The sequence below is a fragment of the Massilia sp. 9I genome, assembly GCF_902506415.1.
Taxonomy (GTDB): domain Bacteria; phylum Pseudomonadota; class Gammaproteobacteria; order Burkholderiales; family Burkholderiaceae_D; genus Telluria.
Window position 1 is genome coordinate 1,370,827 of the sequence record NZ_LR733275.1, and the last position, 24,531, is coordinate 1,395,357.

23 protein-coding genes are annotated in these 24,531 nt (G+C 66.5%); 11 read left to right on the forward strand and 12 right to left on the reverse strand.

Annotated elements, in window-relative coordinates; translation table 11 throughout:
- Positions 1–56 precede the first annotated feature (56 nt).
- Positions 57–3,827: a methionine synthase gene (gene metH / locus GV068_RS06255; RefSeq protein WP_159696515.1), complete on the forward strand. Its 3,771-nt coding sequence runs from the start codon at positions 57–59 to the stop codon at positions 3,825–3,827.
- Between the two features lie 105 nt (positions 3,828–3,932).
- A complete protein-coding gene (locus GV068_RS06260; RefSeq protein WP_159696516.1) occupies positions 3,933–4,307 on the forward strand; it encodes an SPW repeat protein in 375 nt (124 codons plus the stop codon).
- Between the two features lie 12 nt (positions 4,308–4,319).
- On the opposite strand, the gene GV068_RS06265 is transcribed toward GV068_RS06260, so the two are convergent.
- From GV068_RS06265 to rsmB, 8 genes are all read right to left on the reverse strand, one after another.
- A complete protein-coding gene (locus tag GV068_RS06265; RefSeq protein ID WP_159696517.1) occupies positions 4,320–5,597 on the reverse strand; it encodes an EAL and HDOD domain-containing protein in 1,278 nt (425 codons plus the stop codon).
- 100 nt (positions 5,598–5,697) lie between these two features.
- Positions 5,698–6,474 (reverse strand): class II glutamine amidotransferase, encoded by a 777-nt coding sequence (locus GV068_RS06270; protein ID WP_159696518.1) that lies wholly within the window; start codon positions 6,472–6,474, stop codon positions 5,698–5,700.
- A 79-nt stretch (positions 6,475–6,553) separates the two neighbouring features.
- Positions 6,554–6,811: a DUF3567 domain-containing protein gene (locus GV068_RS06275; protein ID WP_159696519.1), complete on the reverse strand. Its 258-nt coding sequence runs from the start codon at positions 6,809–6,811 to the stop codon at positions 6,554–6,556.
- Between the two features lie 129 nt (positions 6,812–6,940).
- Positions 6,941–7,324, reverse strand: a complete 384-nt coding sequence (locus tag GV068_RS06280) for a GTP-binding protein (RefSeq protein ID WP_159696520.1) — start codon at positions 7,322–7,324, stop codon at positions 6,941–6,943.
- Positions 7,325–8,059, reverse strand: a complete 735-nt coding sequence (locus tag GV068_RS06285) for a response regulator (protein WP_159696521.1) — start codon at positions 8,057–8,059, stop codon at positions 7,325–7,327.
- 82 nt (positions 8,060–8,141) lie between these two features.
- Positions 8,142–10,457, reverse strand: a complete 2,316-nt coding sequence (locus GV068_RS06290; protein WP_159696522.1) for an ATP-binding protein — start codon at positions 10,455–10,457, stop codon at positions 8,142–8,144.
- 5 nt (positions 10,458–10,462) lie between these two features.
- Positions 10,463–11,026 (reverse strand): DUF4390 domain-containing protein, encoded by a 564-nt coding sequence (locus GV068_RS06295; protein WP_159696523.1) that lies wholly within the window; start codon positions 11,024–11,026, stop codon positions 10,463–10,465.
- 55 nt (positions 11,027–11,081) lie between these two features.
- Positions 11,082–12,650 (reverse strand): 16S rRNA (cytosine(967)-C(5))-methyltransferase RsmB, encoded by a 1,569-nt coding sequence (gene rsmB / locus GV068_RS06300; protein ID WP_229463801.1) that lies wholly within the window; start codon positions 12,648–12,650, stop codon positions 11,082–11,084.
- 176 nt (positions 12,651–12,826) lie between these two features.
- Between rsmB and argS the strand changes: the two genes are divergently transcribed.
- The 7 genes from argS to GV068_RS06335 are packed head-to-tail and all read left to right on the forward strand — an operon-like array spanning position 12,827 to position 18,928.
- Complete coding sequence (argS, locus tag GV068_RS06305) at positions 12,827–14,566, forward strand: arginine--tRNA ligase (RefSeq protein WP_159696524.1); 1,740 nt, start codon at positions 12,827–12,829, stop codon at positions 14,564–14,566.
- 7 nt (positions 14,567–14,573) lie between these two features.
- Positions 14,574–15,248 (forward strand): SPOR domain-containing protein, encoded by a 675-nt coding sequence (locus tag GV068_RS06310; RefSeq protein ID WP_159696525.1) that lies wholly within the window; start codon positions 14,574–14,576, stop codon positions 15,246–15,248.
- 25 nt (positions 15,249–15,273) lie between these two features.
- Positions 15,274–15,936: a thiol:disulfide interchange protein DsbA/DsbL gene (locus GV068_RS06315; protein ID WP_159696526.1), complete on the forward strand. Its 663-nt coding sequence runs from the start codon at positions 15,274–15,276 to the stop codon at positions 15,934–15,936.
- Positions 15,933–16,715, forward strand: a complete 783-nt coding sequence (locus GV068_RS06320; protein WP_159696527.1) for an SDR family oxidoreductase — start codon at positions 15,933–15,935, stop codon at positions 16,713–16,715. The genes GV068_RS06315 and GV068_RS06320 overlap by 4 nt, the downstream gene beginning before the upstream one ends.
- Positions 16,712–17,476, forward strand: coding sequence for a biotin--[acetyl-CoA-carboxylase] ligase (locus GV068_RS06325; protein ID WP_159696528.1), 765 nt, complete (start codon positions 16,712–16,714; stop codon positions 17,474–17,476). Before GV068_RS06320 ends, GV068_RS06325 begins: the two co-directional genes overlap by 4 nt.
- Positions 17,477–17,478: 2 nt before the next feature.
- A complete protein-coding gene (locus GV068_RS06330) occupies positions 17,479–18,204 on the forward strand; it encodes a type III pantothenate kinase (protein ID WP_159696529.1) in 726 nt (241 codons plus the stop codon).
- 13 nt (positions 18,205–18,217) lie between these two features.
- Positions 18,218–18,928, forward strand: a complete 711-nt coding sequence (locus GV068_RS06335) for an SPOR domain-containing protein (protein ID WP_159696530.1) — start codon at positions 18,218–18,220, stop codon at positions 18,926–18,928.
- 3 nt (positions 18,929–18,931) lie between these two features.
- Here GV068_RS06335 and GV068_RS06340 read toward each other — a convergent pair whose 3' ends face one another.
- Complete coding sequence (locus GV068_RS06340; RefSeq protein WP_159696531.1) at positions 18,932–19,360, reverse strand: RidA family protein; 429 nt, start codon at positions 19,358–19,360, stop codon at positions 18,932–18,934.
- A gap of 196 nt (positions 19,361–19,556) precedes the next feature.
- Between GV068_RS06340 and GV068_RS06345 the strand changes: the two genes are divergently transcribed.
- Entirely contained in the window at positions 19,557–20,072 is a 516-nt protein-coding gene (locus GV068_RS06345) for an SRPBCC family protein (protein ID WP_159696532.1), read from the forward strand.
- Positions 20,059–20,385, forward strand: coding sequence for a helix-turn-helix transcriptional regulator (locus GV068_RS06350; RefSeq protein ID WP_159696533.1), 327 nt, complete (start codon positions 20,059–20,061; stop codon positions 20,383–20,385). Before GV068_RS06345 ends, GV068_RS06350 begins: the two co-directional genes overlap by 14 nt.
- A gap of 9 nt (positions 20,386–20,394) precedes the next feature.
- Here GV068_RS06350 and GV068_RS06355 read toward each other — a convergent pair whose 3' ends face one another.
- The 3 genes from GV068_RS06355 to mrdA are packed head-to-tail and all read right to left on the reverse strand — an operon-like array spanning position 20,395 to position 24,524.
- The gene (locus GV068_RS06355) at positions 20,395–21,390 is read right to left on the reverse strand and encodes a septal ring lytic transglycosylase RlpA family protein (RefSeq protein WP_159696534.1); all 996 of its coding nucleotides are present in this window, start codon (positions 21,388–21,390) and stop codon (positions 20,395–20,397) included.
- 17 nt (positions 21,391–21,407) lie between these two features.
- Positions 21,408–22,523 (reverse strand): rod shape-determining protein RodA, encoded by a 1,116-nt coding sequence (rodA, locus tag GV068_RS06360; RefSeq protein ID WP_159696535.1) that lies wholly within the window; start codon positions 22,521–22,523, stop codon positions 21,408–21,410.
- Between the two features lie 3 nt (positions 22,524–22,526).
- Positions 22,527–24,524, reverse strand: coding sequence for a penicillin-binding protein 2 (mrdA, locus tag GV068_RS06365; protein ID WP_159696536.1), 1,998 nt, complete (start codon positions 24,522–24,524; stop codon positions 22,527–22,529).
- Positions 24,525–24,531: the final 7 nt, after the last annotated feature.

Here is a 24,531-nt window from a genome sequence, read left to right on the forward strand (position 1 = left end):
TAATCGTAGACCGCCCAACAGTAAACGGCCTGTCAAGCCGCTAGAAAGACGCCACCATGAACGCCCCACTTCGCACCCTCTCCCCGATCGATTCCCTGCTGCGCGACATCCTCAAGCGCCGCATCATGATCCTGGATGGCGCGATGGGCACCATCATCCAGCAGTACAAGCTCGATGAAGCCGCTTACCGCGGCGAGCGCTTCAAGGACTTCAGCGCACCGGAAGGCGCGGCCCAGCGCGAGCTCTTCGTCAAGGGTAACAACGAGCTGCTGACGCTCACCCAGCCGCACATCATCCAGGAAATCCACGAGCGCTACCTCGCCGCGGGCGCCGACCTGATCGAAACGAATACCTTCGGCGCGACCGGCGTGGCGCAGGACGACTACCACATGGCGCATCTCGCCTACGAGATGAACGTGCAAGCCGCCAGGCTGGCGCGCGCCGCCTGCGACAAGTACAGCACGCCGGACAAGCCGCGTTTTGTCGCCGGCGCCCTCGGCCCGACCCCGAAGACGGCCTCGATTTCCCCTAGCGTGAACGACCCGGCCGCGCGCAACGTCACGTTCGACCAGCTGGTCGCTTCCTACCATGAGCAGGTCCGCGGCCTGGTCAACGGCGGGGCCGACGTGCTGCTGGTCGAGACCATCTTCGACACACTGAACTGCAAGGCCGCGCTGTTCGCGATCGACCTCTACTTCGACGAGCATCCGGAAACGCCGCGCCTGCCGCTGATGATCTCGGGCACCGTTACCGATGCTTCGGGCCGCATCCTGTCGGGCCAGACCGTGCCCGCCTTCTGGAACTCGGTGCGCCATGCCAAGCCGCTCACCATCGGCCTGAACTGCGCGCTGGGCGCCGCGCTGATGCGCCCCTATGCCGAAGAGCTCTCCCAAATCGCCGATACCTTCGTCTGCATCTACCCGAACGCCGGCCTGCCCAACCCGATGAGCGACACCGGCTTCGACGAGCTGCCGAGCGACACCTCGGCCCTGCTGCGCGAATTCGCCGACGCCGGTTTCGTCAACATCGCCGGCGGCTGCTGCGGCACCACGCCCGAGCACATCGCCGCCATTTCGAAGATTCTCGAAGCGTCGCCCCCGCGTCAGGTACCAAGCGTGCCGGTCGCGATGCGCCTGTCGGGCCTGGAGCCCTTCACCGTCGACGACAGCTCGCTGTTCGTCAACGTCGGCGAGCGCACCAACGTCACCGGTTCCAAGGCCTTCGCGCGCATGATCCTGAACGAGCAGTTCGACGAGGCGCTGTCGGTGGCGCGCCAGCAGGTCGAGAACGGCGCCCAGGTCATCGACATCAACATGGACGAGGCGATGCTCGATTCGGTCGCCGCGATGACGCGCTTCCTGAACCTGATCGCGTCCGAGCCGGACATCTCGCGCGTGCCGATCATGATCGACTCCTCCAAGTGGTCGGTGATCGAGGCGGGCCTGAAGTGCGTGCAGGGCAAGGCCATCGTCAACTCGATCTCGATGAAGGAAGGCGAAGAGGAATTCATCCGCCAGGCGAAGCTGTGCCGCCGCTACGGCGCCGCCGTCATCGTGATGGCTTTCGATGAACAGGGCCAGGCCGACACCTTCGCGCGCAAGGCCGAGATCTGCGGCCGCGCCTACAAGGTATTGACCGAGCAGGTGGGCTTCCCGCCGGAAGACATCATCTTCGACCCGAACATCTTCGCGATCGCCACCGGCATCGAAGAGCACAACAACTACGCCGTGGACTTCATCGAAGCCACGGCCTGGATCCGCAAGAACCTGCCGCATGCGAAGGTCTCGGGCGGCGTATCGAACGTCTCGTTCAGCTTCCGCGGCAACGACCCGGCGCGCGAGGCGATCCACACCGTCTTCCTGTACCACGCGATCAAGGCCGGCATGACCATGGGGATCGTCAACGCCGGCATGGTCGGCGTGTATGACGACCTGCCTGCGGAGCTGCGCGAGCGCGTCGAGGACGTGGTGCTGAACCGCCGCCTGGATGCCACCGAGCGCATGATCGAATTCGCCGGCACCCTCAAGGCCGGCGGCGGCAAGCAGGAACAGAACCTCGAGTGGCGGAATAGCCCGGTCGAGAAGCGCCTGGCGCACGCGCTGGTGCACGGCATCACGCAGTGGATCGTTGAAGATACCGAAGAAATGCGCCAGCAAGTGCTGGCTGCAAATGGCCGTCCGATCCACGTGATCGAAGGCCCGCTGATGGACGGCATGAACATCGTCGGCGACCTGTTCGGACAGGGCAAGATGTTCCTGCCGCAGGTGGTGAAATCGGCGCGCGTCATGAAGCAGGCCGTGGCCCACCTGGTGCCCTTCATCGAAGAAGAGAAGGCGGAAGAAGAACGCCGCACCGGCATCGTCGCCAAGCCGAAGGGCAAGATGGTCATCGCGACCGTCAAGGGCGACGTGCACGACATCGGCAAGAACATCGTCTCGGTGGTCCTGCAGTGTAATAACTTCGAGATCGTGAACATGGGCGTGATGGTCCCGTGCTCGGACATCCTGGCCCGCGCCAAGGAAGAGAAGGCCGACATCGTGGGCCTCTCGGGCCTGATCACGCCTTCGCTGGAAGAGATGGCCCACGTGGCGCGCGAAATGCAGCGCGACCCCTACTTCCGCGAGAAGAAGATCCCGCTGCTCATCGGCGGCGCCACCACCAGCCGCGCCCACACCGCCGTCAAGATCGCGCCGCATTACGAAGGCCCGGTGGTCTACGTGCCGGACGCCTCGCGTTCGGTGTCGGTGGGCCAGTCGCTGCTGACCGACGAGACGCGCGACGCCTACGTCATCGAGCTGGCCCAGGATTACGAGCGCATCCGCGTGCAGCACGCCAACAAGAAGGCGCTGCCGATGCTCACGATCGAGCAGGCGCGCGCCAACAAGGCGAAACTGGCGTACGCGCCGGTCAAGCCGAAGTTCATCGGCCGCCGCGTGTTCAAGAACGTCGAGCTGGGTGAGCTGGCGCGCTACATCGACTGGGGCCCGTTCTTCCAGACCTGGGACCTGGCCGGCCCCTACCCTGCCATCCTCACCGACGAGGTGGTGGGCGAAGCGGCCTCCAAGGTGTTCGAGGAAGCCCAGGCAATGCTCAAGAAGATCATCGACGGCCGCTGGCTCACCGCCAACGGTGCCATCGCGCTGCTGCCGGCGAACGCGGTGAACGAGGACGACATCGAGATCTATACCGACGAATCGCGCAAGGACGTCGCCTTCACCTGGTACGGCCTGCGCCAGCAGGGCGTGAAGCCCGTGGTCGATGGCGAGCAGCGCCCGAACCAGTGCCTGTCCGATTTCATCGCGCCGAAGGAATCCGGTATTCCCGACTACATCGGCATGTTCGCGGTGACCGCGGGCCTGGGTATCGAGAAGCACGAGCAGCGCTTCGAGGCCGCGCACGACGACTACTCGTCGATCATGCTCAAGGCCCTGGCCGACCGCCTGGCCGAAGCCTTCGCCGAGTACATGCACGAGCGCGTGCGTACCGACCTGTGGGGCTACGCGGCCAACGAGGACCTGTCGAACGAAGCCCTCATCAAGGAAGAATACAGCGGCATCCGCCCGGCGCCGGGCTACCCGGCCTGCCCGGAACACACGGTCAAGGCCGAGCTGTTCGCTACCCTGCAGGCCGAGGAGATCGGCATGGAACTGACCGAGTCCTTCGCGATGTTCCCGGGCGCCGCGGTGTCGGGCTTCTATTTCGCGCATCCGGAATCGAAGTACTTCGTGGTCGGCAAGATCGGCGAAGACCAGCTGGAAGACATGGCGCGCCGCCGCGGCATGGACAAGGCCGAACTCGAACGCCACCTGGCGCCGAACCTGTCCTAATCCGCTTCATCCGCCGCCGGCCTCGCGCCGGCGGTCCTCTGGCGAACTTCCTCCCTGCAGCATTGTCTAAAGCTATGCGACGTTCTTCGCTAGGAGGTACCCATCATGGCAATGCATCTTGCGTCCAGACGCTGGCAGGACCAGCTCATGGTCGTGATCGGCGTCTGGCTGTTCATCTCGCCCTGGGTGCTCGGCTATCCGCTTGACTCGGCGCCCAGCATCAATGCCTACCTCGCGGGCATCATCATCGCGCTGTCGGCCGCGTTCGACCTGGTCAAGACCTATGTCTGGGCCGTGCTGCTGAATATCGTGATGGGAACGTGGGTGGCGGCCTCGTCCTGGCTGGTCGGCGTGGTGCGCGACCCGGCCATGACCTGGAGCTTCGTCATCGCGGGCATTGCGACGATCGTCCTGGCGGTGTGGGAGCTGCGCAGCGATCCGGAGCTGCACCGGCAGTGGACGCGCTCCGGCGCAACGTAGGGGCGACGCCGATTAAATGGCGTAACGAACGACCTTGTCGCTCCACTCGAAAGCCGAGACTTCGAGCTCGGCCAGGTCGTCGCCGTCGAGCGAGAGTTCGTGTAGCGCCGGCATGACTTCGTCCTGCGCGTCGTCCATGCGCTCGATCGATTCGGCCAGGCGCAGCAGCTCGCCGAAGAAGCCGCGGCGCACCAGCAGCGCGTGGCGCACTTCGTCGATCACGGGGATCTGTTCGACGATGTCCTGCATCGGAATGCAGAACAGGGTGTCCATCAGCGACATCATGCCGACCGTGAAGGCGATGTCCGCCACGTTGCGGTGGCCGGGACGCAGGCGCTGCGCCAGCAGCTCCATCAGGCGCGCGCGCGTGGTGGCCAGCATCAAGAGCGGGCTCAGGTTGTGGCCGCGCACGCCCGGTTCGGCGTACAGCAGGATCTGCAGCCAGCGCTGCAGCTGGCGCCGGCCCAGCAGCATCAGGGCCTGGCTGATCGATTCGATGCGGCGCCCTGCCCCGGCCGCCGGCGTGTTCACCAGGCGCAGCAGGTTCAGGCCGAGCGTCACGTCCTTCTTCACCGCGCGCTCGATCTCGGCATTGTCGGCGTCCGAGGTCACCAGGTTCATCAGGTCCATCACCGCCGCCTGCGAGGGCGACAGCTTGCGGCCGGCGATGACGGTCGGCTTGGCGAAATAATAGCCCTGGAAGTAGTCGAAGCCGATGTCCAGGCAGGTGCGGTATTCGCTATGGGTTTCGACCTTCTCGGCCACCAGGCGCTTGCCGGTGCCGCGCAGGCGCGGCGCCAGCGACAGCAGCGTCACCACCGGCAGCTCGCGCAGGTCCATCTTGACGTAGTCGATCACCGGCAGCAGCTTGGCCAGGCTGGCGCCGTGGGCCGAGGCTTCGGCCGCGAAGCGAAAGCCATGGGTGGACAGCTCGGTCATGCGCCGGATGACGGCGTCGTTCGGTTCGACCGAGCGCACGATCTCGAGCACGGTGCGCTCGCGTGGCAGGAAGGCGAACATGTCGCTCATGAGGACGTCGGTGTCGACGTTCAGGAAGGCGGTGGCGTCGCCGATCGCGCGCGGCAGGCCCAGTTGCGAGGCATGGTGGATCACGCTGGCGCTGGCCGACAGGCCGGAGGTGATTTCCGCCGGTCCCTGCGCGCTGCCGCGGAACAGCAGCTCGTAGCCGAACAGCGCCTGGTTACGGTCGAGCACCGGCTGGCGCCCGAGGTAGAAATTGCGCAGTTTCAGCGGCTGGGACGCCTGGTCAGGGCTGGCGGTATCGGTCATGTCTATTGGTTAGGCTCGCGAACATACGTACTTTACCGCATCCATCTGGTCTGGTGGCATTCTGGCATTAATTTATTGCAGAAACATTAACACCTTGCCATCACTGTGGCAAGCCATCCACGAACAGCTTCAGTTCCCCGGGCGCGAAGGGGGTCCAGGTCTCGTTCTTGGTGAGCGGCTCGGTGACGATGATGGCAACCCGGTCCTGCGGCGTGGTCACCTCCGAGAAGTCGACCGACAGGTCTTCGTCCGACAGGTGCGCTTGCGCGAACGGGTATTTGCGCACGATGTAGCACAGCTTGGTCGAGCAGTGGGTGAACAGCGCGGTGCCGTCGGACAGCATCATGTTGAAGGTGCCGTGCGCGGCTACCTGCGGTACCAGGCGCTCGAGCGCCGCACGCAGTTCGGCGAGCGAAGGCGCGCTGCCGCTCGAACCGTCGCCGAATTCGTCGCGCAGGCTTTGCATCAGCCAGCAGAAGGCCAGTTCGCTGTCGGTGTTGCCCACCGGGCGGAACGGTCCGTGCAGTGCGGGCGCGAAGTCCTTCAGGTCGCCGTTGTGGGCGAACACCCAGTAGCGGCCCCACATCTCGCGCACGAACGGGTGGCAGTTCTCGAGCGCGACCTGGCCTTGCGTGGCCTTGCGGATATGGGCGATGACGTTGGTGGACTTGATCGGGTAGCGCTTGATCAGCTCGGCGATCGGCGAATCGATGGCGGCCTGGTGGTCGACGAAGTGGCGTACGCCCTTGCCTTCGAAGAATGCGATGCCCCAGCCGTCATGGTGGGTGTCGGTGCGTCCGCCGCGATGGGCGAAGCCGGTGAAGGAGAAAACGATGTCCGTGGGGACGTTGCAGTTCATTCCGAGGAGCTGGCACATGCGCGCAGCTTACCACGCCAGAGGTGCCGGTGGCGGCGCCACTATCCCTCGAATCGATAGCGGCGTCGGACCTGATGGATTAGTGCAGCACGACCGGCTGGCTCATCAGGGTGTCATAGGAACCCAGGAAGTCGTCGATTTCTTCCATGGTCGGCTCGCTTGCGATGAGGTTGTTCACATCGCGACGGAAAGATTGAGCCAGTTTGCCGCCGATGAACGCTTCGCGCCGGCCGGCTTTGTCGACGATCTCGTAGCCGCCGAAGCGCAGGGCTTCGAGCTCGCGATCAACGCCAAATTCGACGACGCTGTACTGTTCGCTGTTGTAGATCATGTTCATGATGGGACTCCTTCTCTCGATCAGATTCGTGTCAGTCAAGCACATGGCGGCAGGCGCTTGGCTGATCACTTCGGTTAAGAGGTGGGGCTTGCTGTACCGATTTCAAGTGCGCCCGAGTGAGCAAAGGCATCAGGCGCACACGGTCGGATTCAGGGCCAACAGCTGATCGTATGGCGCTTCTTGCAGCCACGATCGCAACTGATCAAGGTGTTCGCTGCTGGCCAAACCGATGAACAGACGCTCCGGCCCTTGGCGCAACAGACGATTTAATGTTACACGCAAAACCAGGTTGCCGGTGCAGCACACACACCCGGCTGCGAGTCGGACAAGTCTGACAGAAGAGTTTGTTAGGATAGGTGAAGCGCCGGAAGCCAGCCCTTCGAGGATGACCGCGTGGAAGCGGTCCGGCGCTGCCGGCTGCGCCTCGAGCAGCGCAGCGATCGCCGCTTCGCGCGCCGCGGCGGAAGCGCCGGTGACCAGGGTGGTCGCGACGCGTTCGCGCGCATCAGGCAATCAGGCGCCTTTCTTGGCCAGCTTGCCCGGCTCGACGCCCAGCTGCTTGAGCTTGCGGTACAGGTGGGTGCGTTCGAGGCCGGTCTTCTCGGCGACGCGGGTCATGCTGCCGCCTTCGCGGCCCAGGTGGTGTTCGAAGTACATGCGCTCGAAGGCGTCACGCGCTTCGCGCAGCGGCAGGTCAAAGGACAGCGTGTAGCCGGTGCCCTCGCCTTGCGAAATCGCATGCACCATGCGCGAGCCATTGCCCATCTGCGGCACCGGCGGCGCGAACATCGGGGCCGCAGCCGTCGGCATGACGCCGCTGTCGGTCACGGGCACGGCGGCTGCCACCGGACGCGGCGGCACCAGGGGCGCGCGCGCCACTTCCTGCGCGCGGGTCAGGCCCTGTTGCACTGCTTTCAGCAGTTTTTGCAGGGCGATCGGCTTCTCGAGGAAGTTCAGTGCGCCGATGCGGGTCGCTTCGACGGCGGTGTCAATGGTGGCGTGGCCGGACATCATGATGACCGGCATGGTGAGCAGGCCGTCGCGCTGCCATTCCTTGAGCAGGGTGACGCCGTCGGTATCCGGCATCCAGATATCGAGCAGCACCAGGTCGGGCGCGCCGGCGGCGCGCGCCTCACGCGCCTGCTGCGCATTTTCCGCCAAGGTGATGGCATGGCCTTCGTCGCCCAGGATTTCCGAGAGTAACTCCCGAATGCCCATTTCATCATCAACTACGAGTATGTTCGCCATCTGTCTGCCTTCCTGATCTCTTTACCCGTCCTTGCGTGTCCGCTGATCGTGCTTTTCCGCCTATGGAGATTTTGTGCGCCTATTATATTTCGGCCAAGTTCGCCTCGGGAGCTAACTTTAACAGCAAAATGAATACGGACGCGCCACATCCGTCCGCGCGGTTCCCGATATCGATCCGGCCACCGTGTTCGTCGATGATCTTCTTGACCATCGGAAGGCCCAGGCCGGTGCCGCGCGCCTTGGAAGTGACGTAGGGTTCGAAGGCCCGCGCCAGGATCCGCGGCGAGAAACCGGGGCCATTGTCGGTGATCGCCAGGCGCACCGCGGTGCCGGCGGCGCCGTCCGCGCCTTCGTAGTGGATCGCCTCGGTGGTCACGTCCACACGCGGGCTGGGCGCGCCCGCGCCGCGGTCGGCCAGCGCGTCCTGCGCGTTCTGCACCAGGTTGTGGATCACCTGGCGCAGCTGGGTGGCGTCGCCCATCACCTTTGGCAGACCCGTGGCCAGCGCGGCGTGGATGACGTCGGACGCATCTCCCGTCAGGTAGAGCTGCAGGATCTCGTCGATCAGGCCGTTCAGGTCGAGCGGCTCGAGCACCGCCGGCGGCGTGCGCGCGTAGTCGCGGAAGTCGTCGACCATGCGCTTCATGGCATCGACCTGGTTGACGATGGTGGTGGTGCTCTTCTTCAGCAGTTCGGCCTCCGGGGCGGGCAGGCTCGCTTCGAGCTTCATCTGCAGGCGTTCGGCCGACAGCTGGATCGGGGTCAAGGGGTTCTTGATCTCGTGCGCCAGGCGGCGCGCCACCTCGCCCCAGGCCACCGAGCGCTGGGCCGAGATCACGTCCGAGATATCGTCGAACACCACGATGAAGCCGCTGCCGGTCCCGACCGGCAGGCGCGAGCCGCGCGCCAGCAGCGTGATGTCGTGGTCATGCTCGTCGCCGCTGCCGCGGCGCGGGATCTCGATCTGCTGCTGCCAGTGGGCGCGCCGGCGGCGGTCCCCGCTTGCCGCGCTGCCGGCCGCGCTCTGCGCGCTCTGGGCCGAGATCGCGCGCGTGACGCAGTTGTAGAAGGTCTCGAGGCCGGCGATGCTGGCCAGCGGGCCGGCCAGCGCACCCGGCTCGACCTGCAGGATGCGGTAGGCGGCGTCGTTCGAGTTCACCACCCGCCCTTCGGCATCGAGCACCAGCACGCCCGCCGACATATTCGCCAGCACCGACTCCAGGTGGGCCTTGGCGTTCTGCAGCGCGGCCCGGTTGCGCTCGACCGCGCTCCTGGCCTCGAACAGCTGGCCGGTCATGGCATTGAAGGAGCGCGTCAGGGTGCCCAGTTCGTCATTGGTCTCGACCGTGGGGCGCGGCGACAGGTCGCCCTCGGCCACCGCCTGGGTGCCCTCGGCCAGCACCAAGAGCGGCTGCGCCAGGTTGCCGGCGATGAGGAAGGCGCTGCCGATCGCCCCGAGAATGGCCAGCAGCAAAGTCAACGTCAGCGTCTCGACGTACATCTTTTTCAGGCCGCTGCGCTCCTGGTAACGCGACTGGTATTCGTCGCGCGCGCTGCGCAGCACCACCGCATTCGACGCGAGGTTGACCGGCACCGCCTGCAGCAGCTGCAGGTAGCGCGGCCCGACCCCGTGGGCTTCGGGCACCGCCAGCAGCACCCTCAGGCGCAGGCCGGTAACGGCGTCGAGCGCGTTGGGGTCGTCCACCGAATCGCCGCCGGTGCCTTCCGGACTGGCGTAGCCGCCCGGCAGCGCGGCCGATTTCAGCATCGCCGGCGAGGGCCGGTCCTTGTCCAGATTCGTGTTGCGGTCCTGGGCCGCCGAGGCCAGCACGGTGCCGTCGGCCGTCAGCAGCATGGCGCTCTGCAGGCCGCTGACCTCGTCGACCAGGCGCGTCAGGATGCCCTGCACCGCCACCGCGTCCTGGCCCGCCAGGGTGGCGGCGGCGGTCTGTCCGGTCGCACCCAGTTCGGCCACCGCCTCGTCGAGCGCGGCGCGGCCGAGGTTGATGCCGGAGGTGATCGCGGCTTCGATCTTGACGTCGAACCAGCTCTCGATCGAGTGCGAGACGAAGCGCACCGAGACCATGAAGATCAGGAGACCCGGCAGGATGCCGATGCAGGCGAACAGCAGCACCAGCCTGGCCACCAGGCGCGAGCCGAACTTGCCGGCCTTGTAGCGCGAATACAGGCGCGCCAGCGCCACGATGACGAGCACCAGCAGCAGCACCGCCATGCCGGCATTCAGGCCGAGCAGCCAGGTGTAGTAGCGGTCGAAGAATCCCGAGTTCTCGGAAGCCGATGCCAGCACGAACAGCAGGATCGAGACGATGGCGCCGCCGGCCACGAGGGCGTAGCGCAGCGCCTGGTTGACCGATTTGCCGACCGATCTAGCGAGCATGCGCCCTACTCCGCACGGTAGAGGAAGGTCTTCTTGTTGGAGGCCAGGCGCCAGCTCGAGTCGTTGATGGCGTTGACCTGCAGGGGCTTGGACAGGAAGTCGCGGTCCATGAACATGCGCAGCGAGACGTTATAGGTTTCGCCGCGCTTGAGCGCGTCCTTGGGCGCGATCAGCCAGCGCGCCGGGCGCCGGATCAGGGACAACGCATCGTCCAGGGAATTGAAAGGCTGGGGCACGCTGCCGCCGATCGCGACGATGTACTGGCGCGTGAGCACGTCGTAGGAGATGCCGATGGTGCGCTTGGACAGCACCGCCTTCTCGTCGCGCCACCACCAGCGCGGGCGCGTCATCTCGATCTCGGTGGTGAAGTGCAGCTTGACGCCGTTCTGCACCGCGTCCTGCAGCTCGTGGTTCAGGTCGAATGCAAAGGCGGCGTTGAGGCGGTAGCCTTCTTCGGTGGCCTGGATTTCGGCCTTGGTGATGTCGATGACGTCCGCCGCCCGTGCCTGCGTGCACGCGAAGACCAGCAGCAGCTGGCAAGCGAGGATGCAGAAAAATCGTAACGTCACGGGTGAGCCGGAGCCTTATCTGTAGCCGAAGCCTTTTATTGTGTCGGGAAGACCATTACGCCGCTTTTTTCTGGAACAGGGCGTAAAACAAGCCGTCATGATCCTGCCCGGCACCGCTGGCTGGCAGCAGCTGGCCCGGCGCGTCGAGGCGGATGGCATCATGGCGCGCCGCGAAAGCGGCAGCCTGCGCCTCCGATTCCTGGGGCCAGAGCGAACATGTCACAAACAACAATTTACCATTGGGCAGCAACATCTGCCAAAGGTTGTCGAGGATTTTGCTGGAAAGTGTTGCAAGTTGGAGCGTGTCCGACTTGCGGCGCAGCCAGCGGATATCCGGGTGGCGGCGCACGATGCCGGAGGCCGTGCAGGGCACGTCGGCCAGGATGCGGTCAAAGGCCTGGCCATCCCACCAGCCGGTCTCCTGCGCCTCGGCCGCGATCAGCTTGGCCTGCAGGCCGAGGCGGCCCAGGTTGTCGCCGACGCGCGCCAGGCGCTGGGCATCGGCGTCCACCGAGGTGAGCTCGACATCCGCCATCTCCAGGATGTGGCCGCTTTTGCCGCCCGGCGCCGCGCAGGCATCCAGCACGCGCATGCCAGGCTGCAGGTCGAGCAGCGGTGCGGCCAGCTGGGCGCCGGCGTCCTGCACCGACACCACGCCATCGTGGAAGCCGGGGATCTGGCTGACGTTGACGGCCTGGGCCAGGCGCACCGCGCTCGGCCCCACTTGCTGCGCGTCGAAGCCGGCTTCGCGCAGCGTCTCCCGATAAGCGGCGACGCTAGTACGGCGCCCGTTCACGCGCAGGGTCAGCGGCGGGTGCGCGTTGCCGGCCGCGAGGATCTGTTCCCACTCCGCCGGGTAGGCCGCGCGGGTGCTGTCGATCCACCATTGTGGATAGTTCCAGCGCGCCAGCGGCTGGCGAACAGCCTCGGCCACCAGGGCCTCGCGCTCGCGCAGGAAGCGGCGCAGCACGGCGTTCACCATCGACTTGGCGTGGGCGAAATCGGGATGGCTGGCGGCCGCGTTGACGGCCTGGTCGACCACGGTAAAAGCCTCGTAAGGAGGCGCCGAGCCCTCGGGCGGATCGAGCAGGGCCAGCGCCGCCGACAACAGGCCGCCCAGCATCGGCGGCTCCGGCGCCTTGCTCGTCATCAGGCCGAGCAGGGTCTCGCTGCGGCCCAGCTGGCGCATGCTGCGATAGGCGATGTCCTGGATCGCGCCACGCGCCTGCGGCGTGACCTCATACGCGGTAAATACGGCGCTCAAGGCCTGCGGCAGCGCGCTGCCGGCGCGCACGCGCGCCACGGCGCTGGCCGCACCCAGCAGGGCGAGGGCCAGCGAGTCGGCCTTCAGGTCGGGACGGTAATCGCGCTGCGGCGCGACCTTCACTTCATGACTCTCGCGCAGGCGCGGCCGGTCCGCCGGTGCGGCCTGCTCGCGGCGCGCCGCCTCGCGCTCCGGCGACGGGCGGTAGACCGGCTTCTGGCCGGCGTCCTGGCTGCTGCCCTGCCCCGGCTTGGCCGCGGGCCGCGCGTCGGATGGGCGCGCCGGACGCGCACCTTTCTCCTGCGTGCGGGCGGGCTTGGCTTTGGGTTTCAGGGTGAGCGTCGGGCGCTTGTCGGTCATGGCAGGATCAATACGGTGAAAATGGCGCCCATTGTAACGGCTAAGGCTTTGGGGCCGCTTAAGCTTGCCGATGCGAACATATTGCGCGGGGGGCCAAACCACGCATTTCCAATTTAGTATAATGGGCACTGTTTGCCTGCCCCGCAGGCCCGCCATTTTTATCAGATCGACATCCCATGCTCGCCCAACAAAAACAACAGATCGTTGCCCTGTTCCAGGCCGCCCTCGCGCCGATCGTCGCCGGCACCGACCTTACTCCGAACGTCGTCCTCGAGCGCCCGCGCGACCCGAGCCACGGCGACGTCGCCTGCAACATCGCGATGCAGCTGGCCAAGCCGCTCAAGACCAACCCGCGCGAACTGGCCACCCGCCTGGTCGCGGCCCTGCTGGCCGAACCTGCTGCAGCCGGCCTGATCGACTCGGCCGACGTCGCCGGCCCCGGTTTCATCAACCTGCGCGTGGCCGCGGGCGCCAAGCAGTCGGTGGTCAAGTCCGTGCTCGAACAGGGCGCCGCTTTTGGACGCGGCACTTCCGGCCAGGGCCACCACGCGATCATCGAATTCGTGTCGGCCAACCCGACCGGCCCGCTGCACGTCGGCCACGGCCGCCAGGCCGCGCTGGGCGATGCGCTGTCCTCGCTGTTCGAAGCGCAGGGCCATGAGGTTACCCGCGAGTTCTACTACAACGACGCGGGCGTGCAGATCGCGACCCTGGCCACCTCGGTGCAGGCGCGCGCCAAGGGCTTCAAGCCGGGTGATGCCGAGTGGCCCGAGGCGGCCTACAACGGCGACTACATCGCCGACATCGCCGCCGACTTCCTGGCCAAGAAGACCGTCTCGGCCAGCGACGGCCAGCCCGCCACCGGTTCGGGCGACGTCGAAGACATCGAGTCGATCCGCCGCTTCGCCGTGACCTACCTGCGCAACGAGCAGGACCAGGACCTGCAGGCCTTCGGCGTCAAGTTCGACAACTACTACCTCGAGTCCTCGCTGTACGCGGACGGCAAGGTCGAGCAGGCCGTGCAGGCCCTGGTCGACGCCGGCGTCACCTACGAACAGGAAGGCGCGCTGTGGCTCAAGACCACCGACTACGGCGACGACAAGGACCGCGTGATGCGCAAGTCGGACGGCGGCTACACCTATTTCGTGCCGGACGTGGCTTACCACATGCAGAAATTCCGCCGCGGCTTCGACCAGGCCATCAATGTGCAGGGCAGTGATCATCACGGCACCATCGCGCGCGTGCGCGCCGGCCTGCAGGCGGTGAACATCGGCATCCCGCAGGGCTATCCCGACTACGTGCTGCACAAGATGGTCACCGTGATGAAGAACGGCGAAGAGGTCAAGATCTCCAAGCGCGCCGGCTCCTACGTCACCGTGCGCGACCTGATCGAATGGTCGGGCAATGGCGACGTCACGCGCGGCCGCGACGCGGTGCGCTTCTTCCTCATCTCGCGCAAGGCCGACACCGAGTTCGTGTTCGACGTCGACGTCGCACTCAAGACCTCGGACGAGAACCCGGTGTATTACGTGCAGTACGCCCACGCCCGCATCTGCTCGGCGCTTGCCAACTGGGGCGGCGATGAAGCGCAACTCGTCAACGCCGACCTGTCGCTGCTCACCGAGCCGCACGAAGCGAGCCTGCTGGCCAAGCTGTCCGCCTATCCGGAAATGCTGGAGCGCGCCAAGCTCGAACTGAGCCCGCACCACGTGGCCTTCTACCTGCGCGAACTGGCCGGCGAACTGCACAGCTACTACTTCGCACACAAGTGGCTGTTAGAGGATAACGAGCCGCTGAAGCTGGCGCGCCTGGCGCTGGCCCTGGCCACCCGCCAGGTGCTGCGCAACGGCCTGGCCCTGATCGGCGTGTCCGCCCCAAGCAAGATGGAACGTGCCCCACTTGACACCCAAGAGTAATCGCAAGATGACCGCTATCCGACACATCTCCCCGCTGCGCCAGCGCGGCAGCACCCTGACCGGCATCATCATCGGCCTGATCATCGGCCTGGGGATCGCGGTGGCGGTCGCGCTCGTGATCACCAAGGGCCAGTCGCCCTTCACCGACCGCTCGACCAAGATGGGCCGCCCGGCCGACCTCGAGCCGAGCCAGGCGAACGATCCGAACAAGCCGCTGTACGGCAACCGCGACGCCGCGCGCGAAGCGAGCCGCGAGATCGCCGAGCGCGCCAGCAAGCCGGCGCCTGCGCCGGCCGCGGCCGAAGCCGATCCACTCGGCCAGGCCATCGCCGGCATGCAGAAAGAGCAGGCGGCGCCTGTCGCCGCTCCTGCCGCGCCGGCTGCAGCGCCGGCGGCAGCGGCCGCTCCCGCCGCGGCTGCGGCGCCGGCGCCCGCCGGCAGCGACGGCTACATCTACTACCTGCAGGCCGGGGCCTTCCGCGAGATGTCGGACGCCGAGAACACCCGCGCCAAGCTGGCGCTGCTCGGCTTCGAAGCCGCGATCAGCGACCGCAGCACCGACAGCGGCGTGCTGCACCGCGTACGCGTCGGCCCATACAACGCACCGGAAGCCATGAACAAGGCGCGCGCCAAGCTGCTCGACAGCGGCATCGACGTGGCCATCGTCCGCAACCAGCGCTGATTCGTTTCCAACCTGAGGAACCCGCATGAACCCGCTTCGCCGCCTGCTTCTATCCGCCGTCCTGCTCGCCGCATCCGGCATCGCCGCCGCGTCCCCGACTTCACCGAAGGAAGGCGCCGAATACCAGGCCTTGCCGGAAGCGCAGCCGACCGACAGCGGGCGCAAGGTCGAGGTGATCGAGTTCTTCGCCTATTACTGCCCGCACTGCTACGCCTTCGAGCCACAGCTGGCCGAGTGGGTGAAGAAGCAGGGCGACAACATCGTGTTCCGCCGCGTGCACGTGCCGCGCGGAGCCCAGGTGGCGCCGCAGCAGCGCCTGTTCTTCACGCTCGAATCGCTCGGCCTGCTCGAGCAGTACCACGGCAAGGCCTTCGCCGCGATGCACGTCGACCGCCTGCCGCTGGCGCAGGACGAGCAGGTGTTCGACTGGGCCAGCCGCGCCGGCATCGACCGCGCCAAGTTCATCGACGCCTACCGCTCCTTCGGCGTGCAGGCCAAGGTGCGCCGCGCCCAATCCATGATGGAGTCCTACCGCATCACCCACTGGCCGATGATCGCGATCGATGGCCGCTTCCTGACCTCGCCCGGCATGGTGTCGGAATCCGGCACGCCGGGCGAAGCCGCGCTGGCCGGCACCCTGCAGGTGATGGACCAGCTGGTGGCGCGGGCCAAAGCGGACAAGAAGTGACGGCGCCTAGCCGGGTATTCATCACCGGCGCTTCGAGCGGCATCGGCGCGGCGCTTGCGCGCGAATACGCGGCGAGCGGCGCCACCCTCGGCCTGCTGGCGCGGCGCCAGTCCCTGTTGGAAGAACTCGCTGCCAGCCTGCCCTTCCCCGAACGCCACCGCATCTATGCGGCCGACGTCACCGATTACGTGGCCGTGGCAAGCGCCGCGAACGACTTCATCGCCGCCAACGCCGGCGCCGACATCGTCATCGCCTGCGCCGGCATCTCCTACGGCACGCTGACCGAGCGCCCGGCCGACCTGGCAGTGTTCGACGCCGTATTCGCCACCAACCTGAACGCCACGGTCGCCACCTTCGCCCCCTTCATCGCGTCCATGAAGCAGCAGCAGGGTCCGCGCCGCCTGGTCGGCATCGGCAGCGTGGCGGGCGTGCGCGGCATGCGCGGCGCCGGCGCCTACTGCGCCTCCAAGGCGGCCGTGCACAGCTATTGCGAATCGCTGCGCCTGGAACTGCGCGATTCCGGCATCAAGGTGGTGACCATCGTCCCCGGCTACATCGATACACCCATGACCCGCAACAACCGTTTTCCCATGCCTTTCCTGATGCCGGCCGAACGCTTCGCCGCGCAAGCGCGTGATGTCATCGCACGCGGCGCCAGCTACCGCGTGCTGCCCTGGCAGATGGGCGTCGTCGCCAAGCTGCTGCGCCTGCTGCCCAATGCCCTGTTCGATGCCGCGTTCTCGCGCGCACCCACCAAACAGCGCCAGGGGGAAGCATGAACGCCGACCGTATCGCCTCCTTGTCGCATGCCGGCGTGCGCGTCGAAGTCGTGCCTGAAACCGGCTCGACCAACGCCGACCTGCTGGCCCGTGCTGCGCAACTGAGCGAGCCGCTGCTGCTGGTCGCCGAGCACCAGAGCGCCGGCCGCGGCCGCGCGGGACGCAGCTGGCTCTCGTCGAGCGAGAATTCGCTCACCTTCTCGCTGGCGTGGAAGTTCGATGGTGGCCCCTCGGCGCTGGCCGGCCTGCCGCTCGCCATCGGCGTGGCGCTGGGCGATGCGCTGGCCGCGCTCGGCGTGCAGGTCCAGCTGAAGTGGCCGAACGACGTGCTGAAGGACGGCGCCAAGCTGGCCGGGATCCTGATTGAGACCCAGTCCGCACCAAACGGCGGCACCTGGGCCGTGATCGGCATCGGCCTGAACCTGATCATGCCGGACGAGGTGGAAGCGCGGCTCGGCCGCAGCGCCGCCGGCGCGCCATGGCTGGCGCGCATGGAGCGCGACGTCCTGATGGCCGCCCTGCTCGACGCGCTGGCCGACGCGCTGCGCCTGTTCGCGCGCCAGGGCTTCGCCGCCTTCAGCGCGCGCTGGAACCTGCGCCATGCCTGGCAGGGCCAGCTTGTGGTCATCCTCGACAATGGCCAGGTACTGCAGGAAGGCCTGGCCGCCGGCGTCGACGATACCGGCCGGCTGCTGCTCGACACGGTAGAAGGCCGCACCACGGTGCTGGCGGGCGACGTCTCGCTGCGGGTGAAGGAGTAAGCATGCTGCTGCTGATCGACGCCGGTAACACGCGCATCAAGTGGGCCTTGGCCGCACCCGGCGCGGCCCTGGGCGACTGGAGCCAAGCGGACGCCGTGTCGCACGCCGGCCTGGATGGCGCCGCAGACGTCTGGCGCAGCGCCGGCGTGGCACGCGCGATCGTCTCCAACGTGGCCGGTGCGGCCCTGCGCGAGCGCATCGGCGCGGCCCTGCCCACAGGCTCGCCGGTCGAGTGGTTCGCCTCCAGCGAGGAACGCGCCGGCCTGCGCAATGGCTACCGCAATCCCGCACAGCTGGGCTGCGACCGCTTCGCCGCCGCCATCGGTGCGCGCGCGCTGGCGCCCGGCCAGGACCTGATCGTGGCAACCTGCGGCACCGCGACCACGGTCGATGCCATCACCAGCGACGGCCGCTTCATCGGCGGCATGATCCTGCCGGGCCTGGCCCTGATGGCCGGTTCGCTGGCCCGTAATACCGCCCAGCTGCCGCAGGTGACGCCGGGAGCCGCCCCGCCACCGGTCTTCGGCGACAATACCGACGATGCGATCGTCTCGGGCGTTCTGTCGGCCCAGGCCGGCGCCATCGAGCGCGCCTGCGCGGCCCATGGCGCCACCGCCTGCATCCTCTCCGGCGGCGCGGCGCCGTATATCGCGCCGGTCCTCAAGTTCTCCTGCCGGCTGGTCGATAACATCGTGCTGGTCGGCCTGCACGCGGCGGCCGCCGAATGAACGGAGAACCCACTTGTTGAAATTCGTATTCTGGGTACTAGTGGCGCTGAACGCGGCGCTGTTCGCCTATGCGCAGGGCTACCTCGGCAAGCCCGCGGGCGGCGAACGCGAACCGGAACGCCTGAAGAACCAGCTGGCGGCCGAGCGCATGGTGCTCCTGAGCCCGGCCGAGGCGCGCGCGGCCGCGCAAACGCCCGCGGCGCCGGCCGCATTGCTCGTGCAGGAACCAGCCCCCGCCCCTGTCCCGCCGGCGCTGGAGACCGTCGACTGCACCCAGGCCGGCGCCTTCGCCGCTTCCGATGCGCGCCGCTTCGAGACGCGCATCGCCCGCCTCGACCTGGGCGCACGCGCCACGCGTACCAGCGTGCCCTTCCAGGAAGTCACCAGCCACCTGGTCTACCTGCCTCCGAACGGCGGCAAGGAAGGCGCCGACCGCCGCGTGGCCGAGCTCAAGGAAAAAGGCGTGCAGAACTTCTTCGTGATGCAGGGCGACTCGCCGCTCAGGTGGGCGGTCTCGCTGGGCGTGTTCAAGACTGAGGCGGCGGCGCAAAGCCTCGTCACGGCGCTCGGGAAACAGGGTGTCCGCGGCGTGCGCGTGCTGCCGCGCGGCCCGCAAGGCACGCGCGCCACCTGGCAGTTCCGCGACCTGACTGCCGAGGAACGCAGCCGCGTGGCCGGCATCGCCGACGATTTCGCCGGCGTCGAGCTGCGCGCCTGCCAGTAAGCTTTACCGGACGGCGGCCGGTGTCGCCGCTTTCGGGAAGACGGCGATCACTTCTACTTCCAGCACCGCCTGCGGCATCACGAGGCGATCCACCTGGACCCAGCTGGCCGCCGGCGTCTCACCCTGATAGAAACGCTTGCGCACCTCGAGGTTGGCGACCACCGCATCGATATTCGTCGCGAACAGGGTCTCCTTGACCACGTGACGGTAGTCGAGACCATGCGCCGCCAGCACGGCCGACAAGCCTTTGTAGACGCGCTCCAGCGCGGACGCCATGTCACCCGAGGCCGGAATGCCGGAGACGTACAAGGTGTCGCCCACCCGGACGGCACTCGCATACCCGAACTGTTTTTCGATCTTCTCGTTGAAGTGCCAGGTCTGCTTGTCGACTGCCGGGAGCGCCTCGGCGCGGACCAGGGACGACGCCAGCAATAGGCAAAGACAGGCTGGAGCTAGTGAACGCGGATTCAAGGGATTCTCCTGCAAGTGGACGTCTCCGACTTATAGCGCGCGGCAAACCGTGCGATCAAGTAATCATTTGTCTCTCCGTGAATGTGCAACAAATAGGTTGCACAAAGAAGAAATCCACCTATAATGCAACCATTCAGTTGCACTTAATGGAGAAACCATGGATTCGTTCGACCGTATCGAAAAGCGTATCGACCTGCGTGCCGACATCGAACGCGTGTGGCAGGCAATCACCGACTACAAGGAATTCAGCACCTGGTTCGGCGTCGCGCTGGACCAGCCCTTCACGCCCGGCCAGACCGTCACCGGTTCGTTCAACATGCACTTCGACGAAGCCGCGATCATGGAACGCCAGCGCGCGCTCGGCGTGACACCGTCCGGCATCCGCACGCTGCAGCCCAACACCGTGTTCTGCACCGTCGAGCGCATGGAAGCACCACACAGCTTCAGCTTCCGCTGGATCCCCTACGGCATCGACGCCGAGTGCGACCCGGCCAGCGAGCCCACCACCCTGGTCGAATTCAAGCTCGAGTCCATCGCCGAGGGCACCCGGCTGACGATCGCCGAATCGGGCTTCAGCCGCGTACCGGAACACCGGCGCCTGCGTGCTTTCCGCATGAACGAAGGCGGCTGGGCGGCGCAGGCCAACAACATCAAGCGCCATGTCGAACAATAGTAAGGGCGAACTGGCGCAGGTATTCGCGGCACTGGGCGACGGCGTGCGCTTGCAGCTGATCGGCCGCCTGCTGGCCGCCGGGGCCATGTCGGCCACGGCCCTGGCGGGCGGCGAAGCGATCAGCCGCCAGGCCATCGTCAAGCATTTGCAGGTACTGGAGTCGGCGGGGCTGGTCACGCACAGCCGCCAGGGCCGCGAAGTGCTGTATGCGCTCGACGCGAAGCGCTTGCAGGAGGCGCGCGATTATCTCGACGCCGTATCACGCCATTGGGACGCCTCGCTGGCGCGGCTGCGGAATCTGGTCGAACCCTAGCAGGCTCGATCAGCGCTTGACGACGATCGGCTTCAGTCCGAACGAGGACGGCACCGAGCGTGCCGCAGCCAGCGCATCCTCGCGGTTCTCGAAGGGGCCGCCGAACAGGCGATTCACCGAGCCGGCCTTGACCACTTCCAGCTTGCCGACTTCGACGCCGGCCTCGACCAGGCTCTGGCTCATGGCTTCCGCCGTGCCGGCGCGGCTGTAGGCGCCGAGCTGGACGTAGAAGCTCCCGCGCGGGACCAGCTTGGGCACCACCTGCGCCACCGCGGCGCTGTCGGTGCGCACCCGGTCTTCCAGCATCAGGGCCGCGATCTCGGGCGGCGCCGATTGGGCCTGCGAAGTGACGATGCGGCGCTCCGAGGCCATCTGGAGCGGGTCGTTCGGGAACAGGCGTTCGATCTCGACCTGGTGGCTGCCCTTGCCCAGCAGGCCGAGCTTGAGCGCCGCGGTGTAGGAGACATCGACGATGCGGCTGGCGTGGAAGGGACCGCGGTCGTTGATGCGCACCACGACGGACTTGCCGCTCTCGACGCTGGTGATACGCGCAAACGATGGAATCGGCAGCGTCGGATGCGCCGCCGTCATCTTGTACATGTCGTAGAGTTCGCCCGACGAGGTTTTCTGGCCGTGGAACTTCACACCATACCAGCTGGCCACGCCGCGCTGGACGAAGGGGTCCTGATGCACGATCGGGGTATAGGTCGTGCCAAATACGGAATATGGACGGTTAGCCCACTTCGCGTAGGGCTCGGCCTTGACGACCGCATCCGGCACGTCCATCAGGCCGGGCGGGATGTCGGCGCCAGGGCCATCGTCCTTGTAGTAGCCGCCGCGCCCCGAGTTGGCGGCCGGCAGCTTGGGCGTGTCGTGCTTGACCGTGGGATGCTTCCACGGCAGCGGGATCAGGCTTTTGTGCTCGCCAGTCTCGGTGGTACTGCAGCCAGTAAGTAGTGCAGCGAGAGCGATGACCGCAGCAAGTTGTTTTCTTGGAACGGCCATGCGCTGTCCTTGTTCTGTTACGTCTGCACCAGTTTACGATGTCTTTGAATACTCATCAATATACCAGCGCCGAGGCCGAGCGTAATAAACGCAGTTCCGCCATAGCTCATGAAAGGTAAGGGAACTCCGACGACAGGCAGAATGCCACTCACCATGCCCATGTTGACGAAAGCATAAGTGAAGAAAATCATCGTGATCGCGCCGGCCAGCAGGCGCGTAAACGTGGTTGGCGCATTGGCCGCGATCATGAGTCCACGTGCAATCAGCATCAGGTAGACGAACAGCAGGAAGCAATTGCCGATCAGGCCGAATTCCTCCGAATACACTGAGAACAGGAAGTCGGTGGTCTGCTCGGGCACGAATTCCAGCGCGCCCTGGGTGCCCTTGGCATAACCCTTGCCCATCAGGCCGCCGGAACCGATCGCGATCTCGGACTGGATGATGTGGAAGCCCTTGCCGAGCGGGTCGGTGGTCGGGTCGATCAGCGTCATTACGCGCTCGCGCTGGTAGTCGTGCATCATCGACCAGCCCACCGGCAGCGCGCCGGCAGCGGCCACGGCCAGGCCCGCCAGCGCCTTCCACGGCAGGCCGGCCAGGAAGATCACGTAGAAGCCGGAGGCGCCCACCATCAGCGCGGTGCCGAGGTCGGGCTGCTTGGCGATCAGCACGAAAGGCACGCCGAGGAGCACTCCGGCGATCAGGAAGTTCTTCCAGCTGGCGGCGTTGGCGCGCTGCTGGAAGTACCAGGCCAGCATCAGCGGTGTCGCGATCTTCAGGATCTCGGACGGCTGGATGTCGACGCCCACGTGCAGCCAGCGCCGCGCGCCCTTCTTGATGATGCCGAACAGGGCCACCGCAATCAGGAGCGTGACCCCGATCGTGTAGATCGGCACCGCGAGCCGCATCAGGGTCTGGGGCGGCACGTTGGCGGCGATCCACATGATGCCGAAGGCCAGCAGGAAGTTACGGATCTGGTGTTCGACGCGGTCCGGGAATTCGGCGCCGGCCGAGCTCATCGTGATAATACTGGTCATCATCAGGACGAACAGCACGATGCCGAGCGGCCAGTCGAAGACGGCAAAATAGGGACGCAGGCGGCGCCGCAGCGAGCGGCGTTCTGGAATGTGCGCCATGGCTTATTCCTTTCGAGTGACTGGGGCGGCGGCCGGAGCGGCGGCCTGCACCACCGGCGCCGGCGCAGGCGCGGCGGCCGGCGGCGTCGCCTTCGGTGCGGCGGCCGGGGCGCCGGGTGCGGCCGGGACTGGATCCTTCGGCTTCGGACGCTTGCCCAGCAGGTAGTAGTCGATTGCCTTGCGCGCGATCGGCGCCGCGAACGAAGCGCCGAAGCCGACGTTCTCGACGATCAGCGCGAGCGCGATCTTCGGGTTGTCGGCCGGGGCGAACGCGACGTAGAGCGCGTTGTCGCGGTGGCGTTCGTCGATCGCGTGGGCGTTGTACTTCTGGCCCTTCAGGCCGATCACCTGCGCGGTACCGGTCTTGCCGCCCGAGATGTACTCGGCGCCGGCAAAGGCGCGCCGGCCGGTGCCGTAGTTTTCCTGGGTCACGCCCACCATCGCGCGCTTGATGAAGTCGATGTTTTCCTGCTTCAGCGGGATGCGCTTGGTTTCCTTCGGCACGGTCAGGGTGCGCTGCTTGGTGGCGCCATCCTCGATGATCTTGACCAGGTGCGGCTTCATCACGACGCCGTTGTTGGCCAGGGTCGAGACCGCGTGGGCCAGCTGGATCATCGAGTAGTTGTTGAAGCCCTGGCCGATCGAGACCGAGATGGTGTCGCCGCCCACCCACTTCTGCGCCGCGCGGTTCTTGGCGAAGCGCCTGGCCTTCCACTCCTTGGACGGCAGCACGCCGGTGCGCTCGTGTTCGAGGTCGATCCCGGTCGGGTGGCCGAAGCCGAACTGGCCCATGAAGTTGGAGATGTTATCGATGCCCATCTCGTTGCCGAGCTGGTAGTAATAGGTGTCGCAGGACTCGGCGATCGAGCGGTACATGTCGACGTAGCCGTGGCCGCCGGGCTTGTCGTCGTTGAAGCGGTGGCCGCCCAGCATGAAGAAGCCGGGATCGCGGATCGCATTCTCCGGACGGCGGAAGCCCAGCTCCAGCGCGGCCAGGGACATGAAGGGCTTGAAGGTCGATCCCGGCGGGTAGGTACCCGACAGCGGGCGGTTCATCAGCGGCTTGTCGAGCGAGGTATTCAGCTCGTTCCAGCTCTGGCTGTCGATGCCGTCCACGAACAGGTTGGGGTCAAAACCCGGACGCGACACGTAGGCCAGCACGTCGCCGGTACTCGGCTCGATCGCCACCAGCGCGCCGCGGTTCTCGCCGAAGGCTTCCTCGATCACCTTCTGCAGCTCGATGTCGACCGACAGGATGAGGTTGCTGCCCGGCGTCGGCGCGGTGCGCGACAGGGTGCGGATCGCGCGCCCGTAGGCGGTGCGCTCGACCTGCTCGTAGCCGGTGGTGCCATGCAGGTAGCTCTCGTACTTCTTCTCCAGGCCTTCCTTGCCGATATGCTCGGTGCCGTTGTAGTTGGCAGCCATGTCGTCTTCTTCGAGCTGGGCGGCTTCCTTCTGGTTGATGCGGCCGATGTAGCCGATCACGTGCGAGGCGGTCTCGCCCAGCGGGTACTGGCGGAACAGGCGCGCCTGCACGTCCACGCCGGGGAAGCGGAAGCGCTGCGCGGTGAAGCGCGCCACCTCGTCGTCGGTCAGGCGGGTGCGGATCGGCACGCTGGCGAAGCTGCGCGACTCTTCCAGCAGGCGCTTGAAGCGGCGCCGGTCGCGCTGCTCGATGGTCACGAGCTTGGCCAGCTCGTCGATCACCGACTCCAGGTTGGCCTGCAGCTTGGACGGGTTGATCTCGAGCGTATAGGCCGAGTAGTTGCGCGCCAGGACCACGCCGTTGCGGTCCACGATCAGCCCGCGGTTGGGCACGATCGGCACCAGTGCGATGCGGTTGTCCTCGGCCTGCAGCATGAACTTGTCGTGCTGTAGCACCTGCAGCCAGACGAAGCGGGTTACCAGCAGGCCGAAGCAGATGAAGACGAGGGCCACCATCGCCGTCAGGCGCAGGCGGAACTGGTGGATCTCGCGGTCGTTGTCCTTGAATTCGGTCACGGCAGGT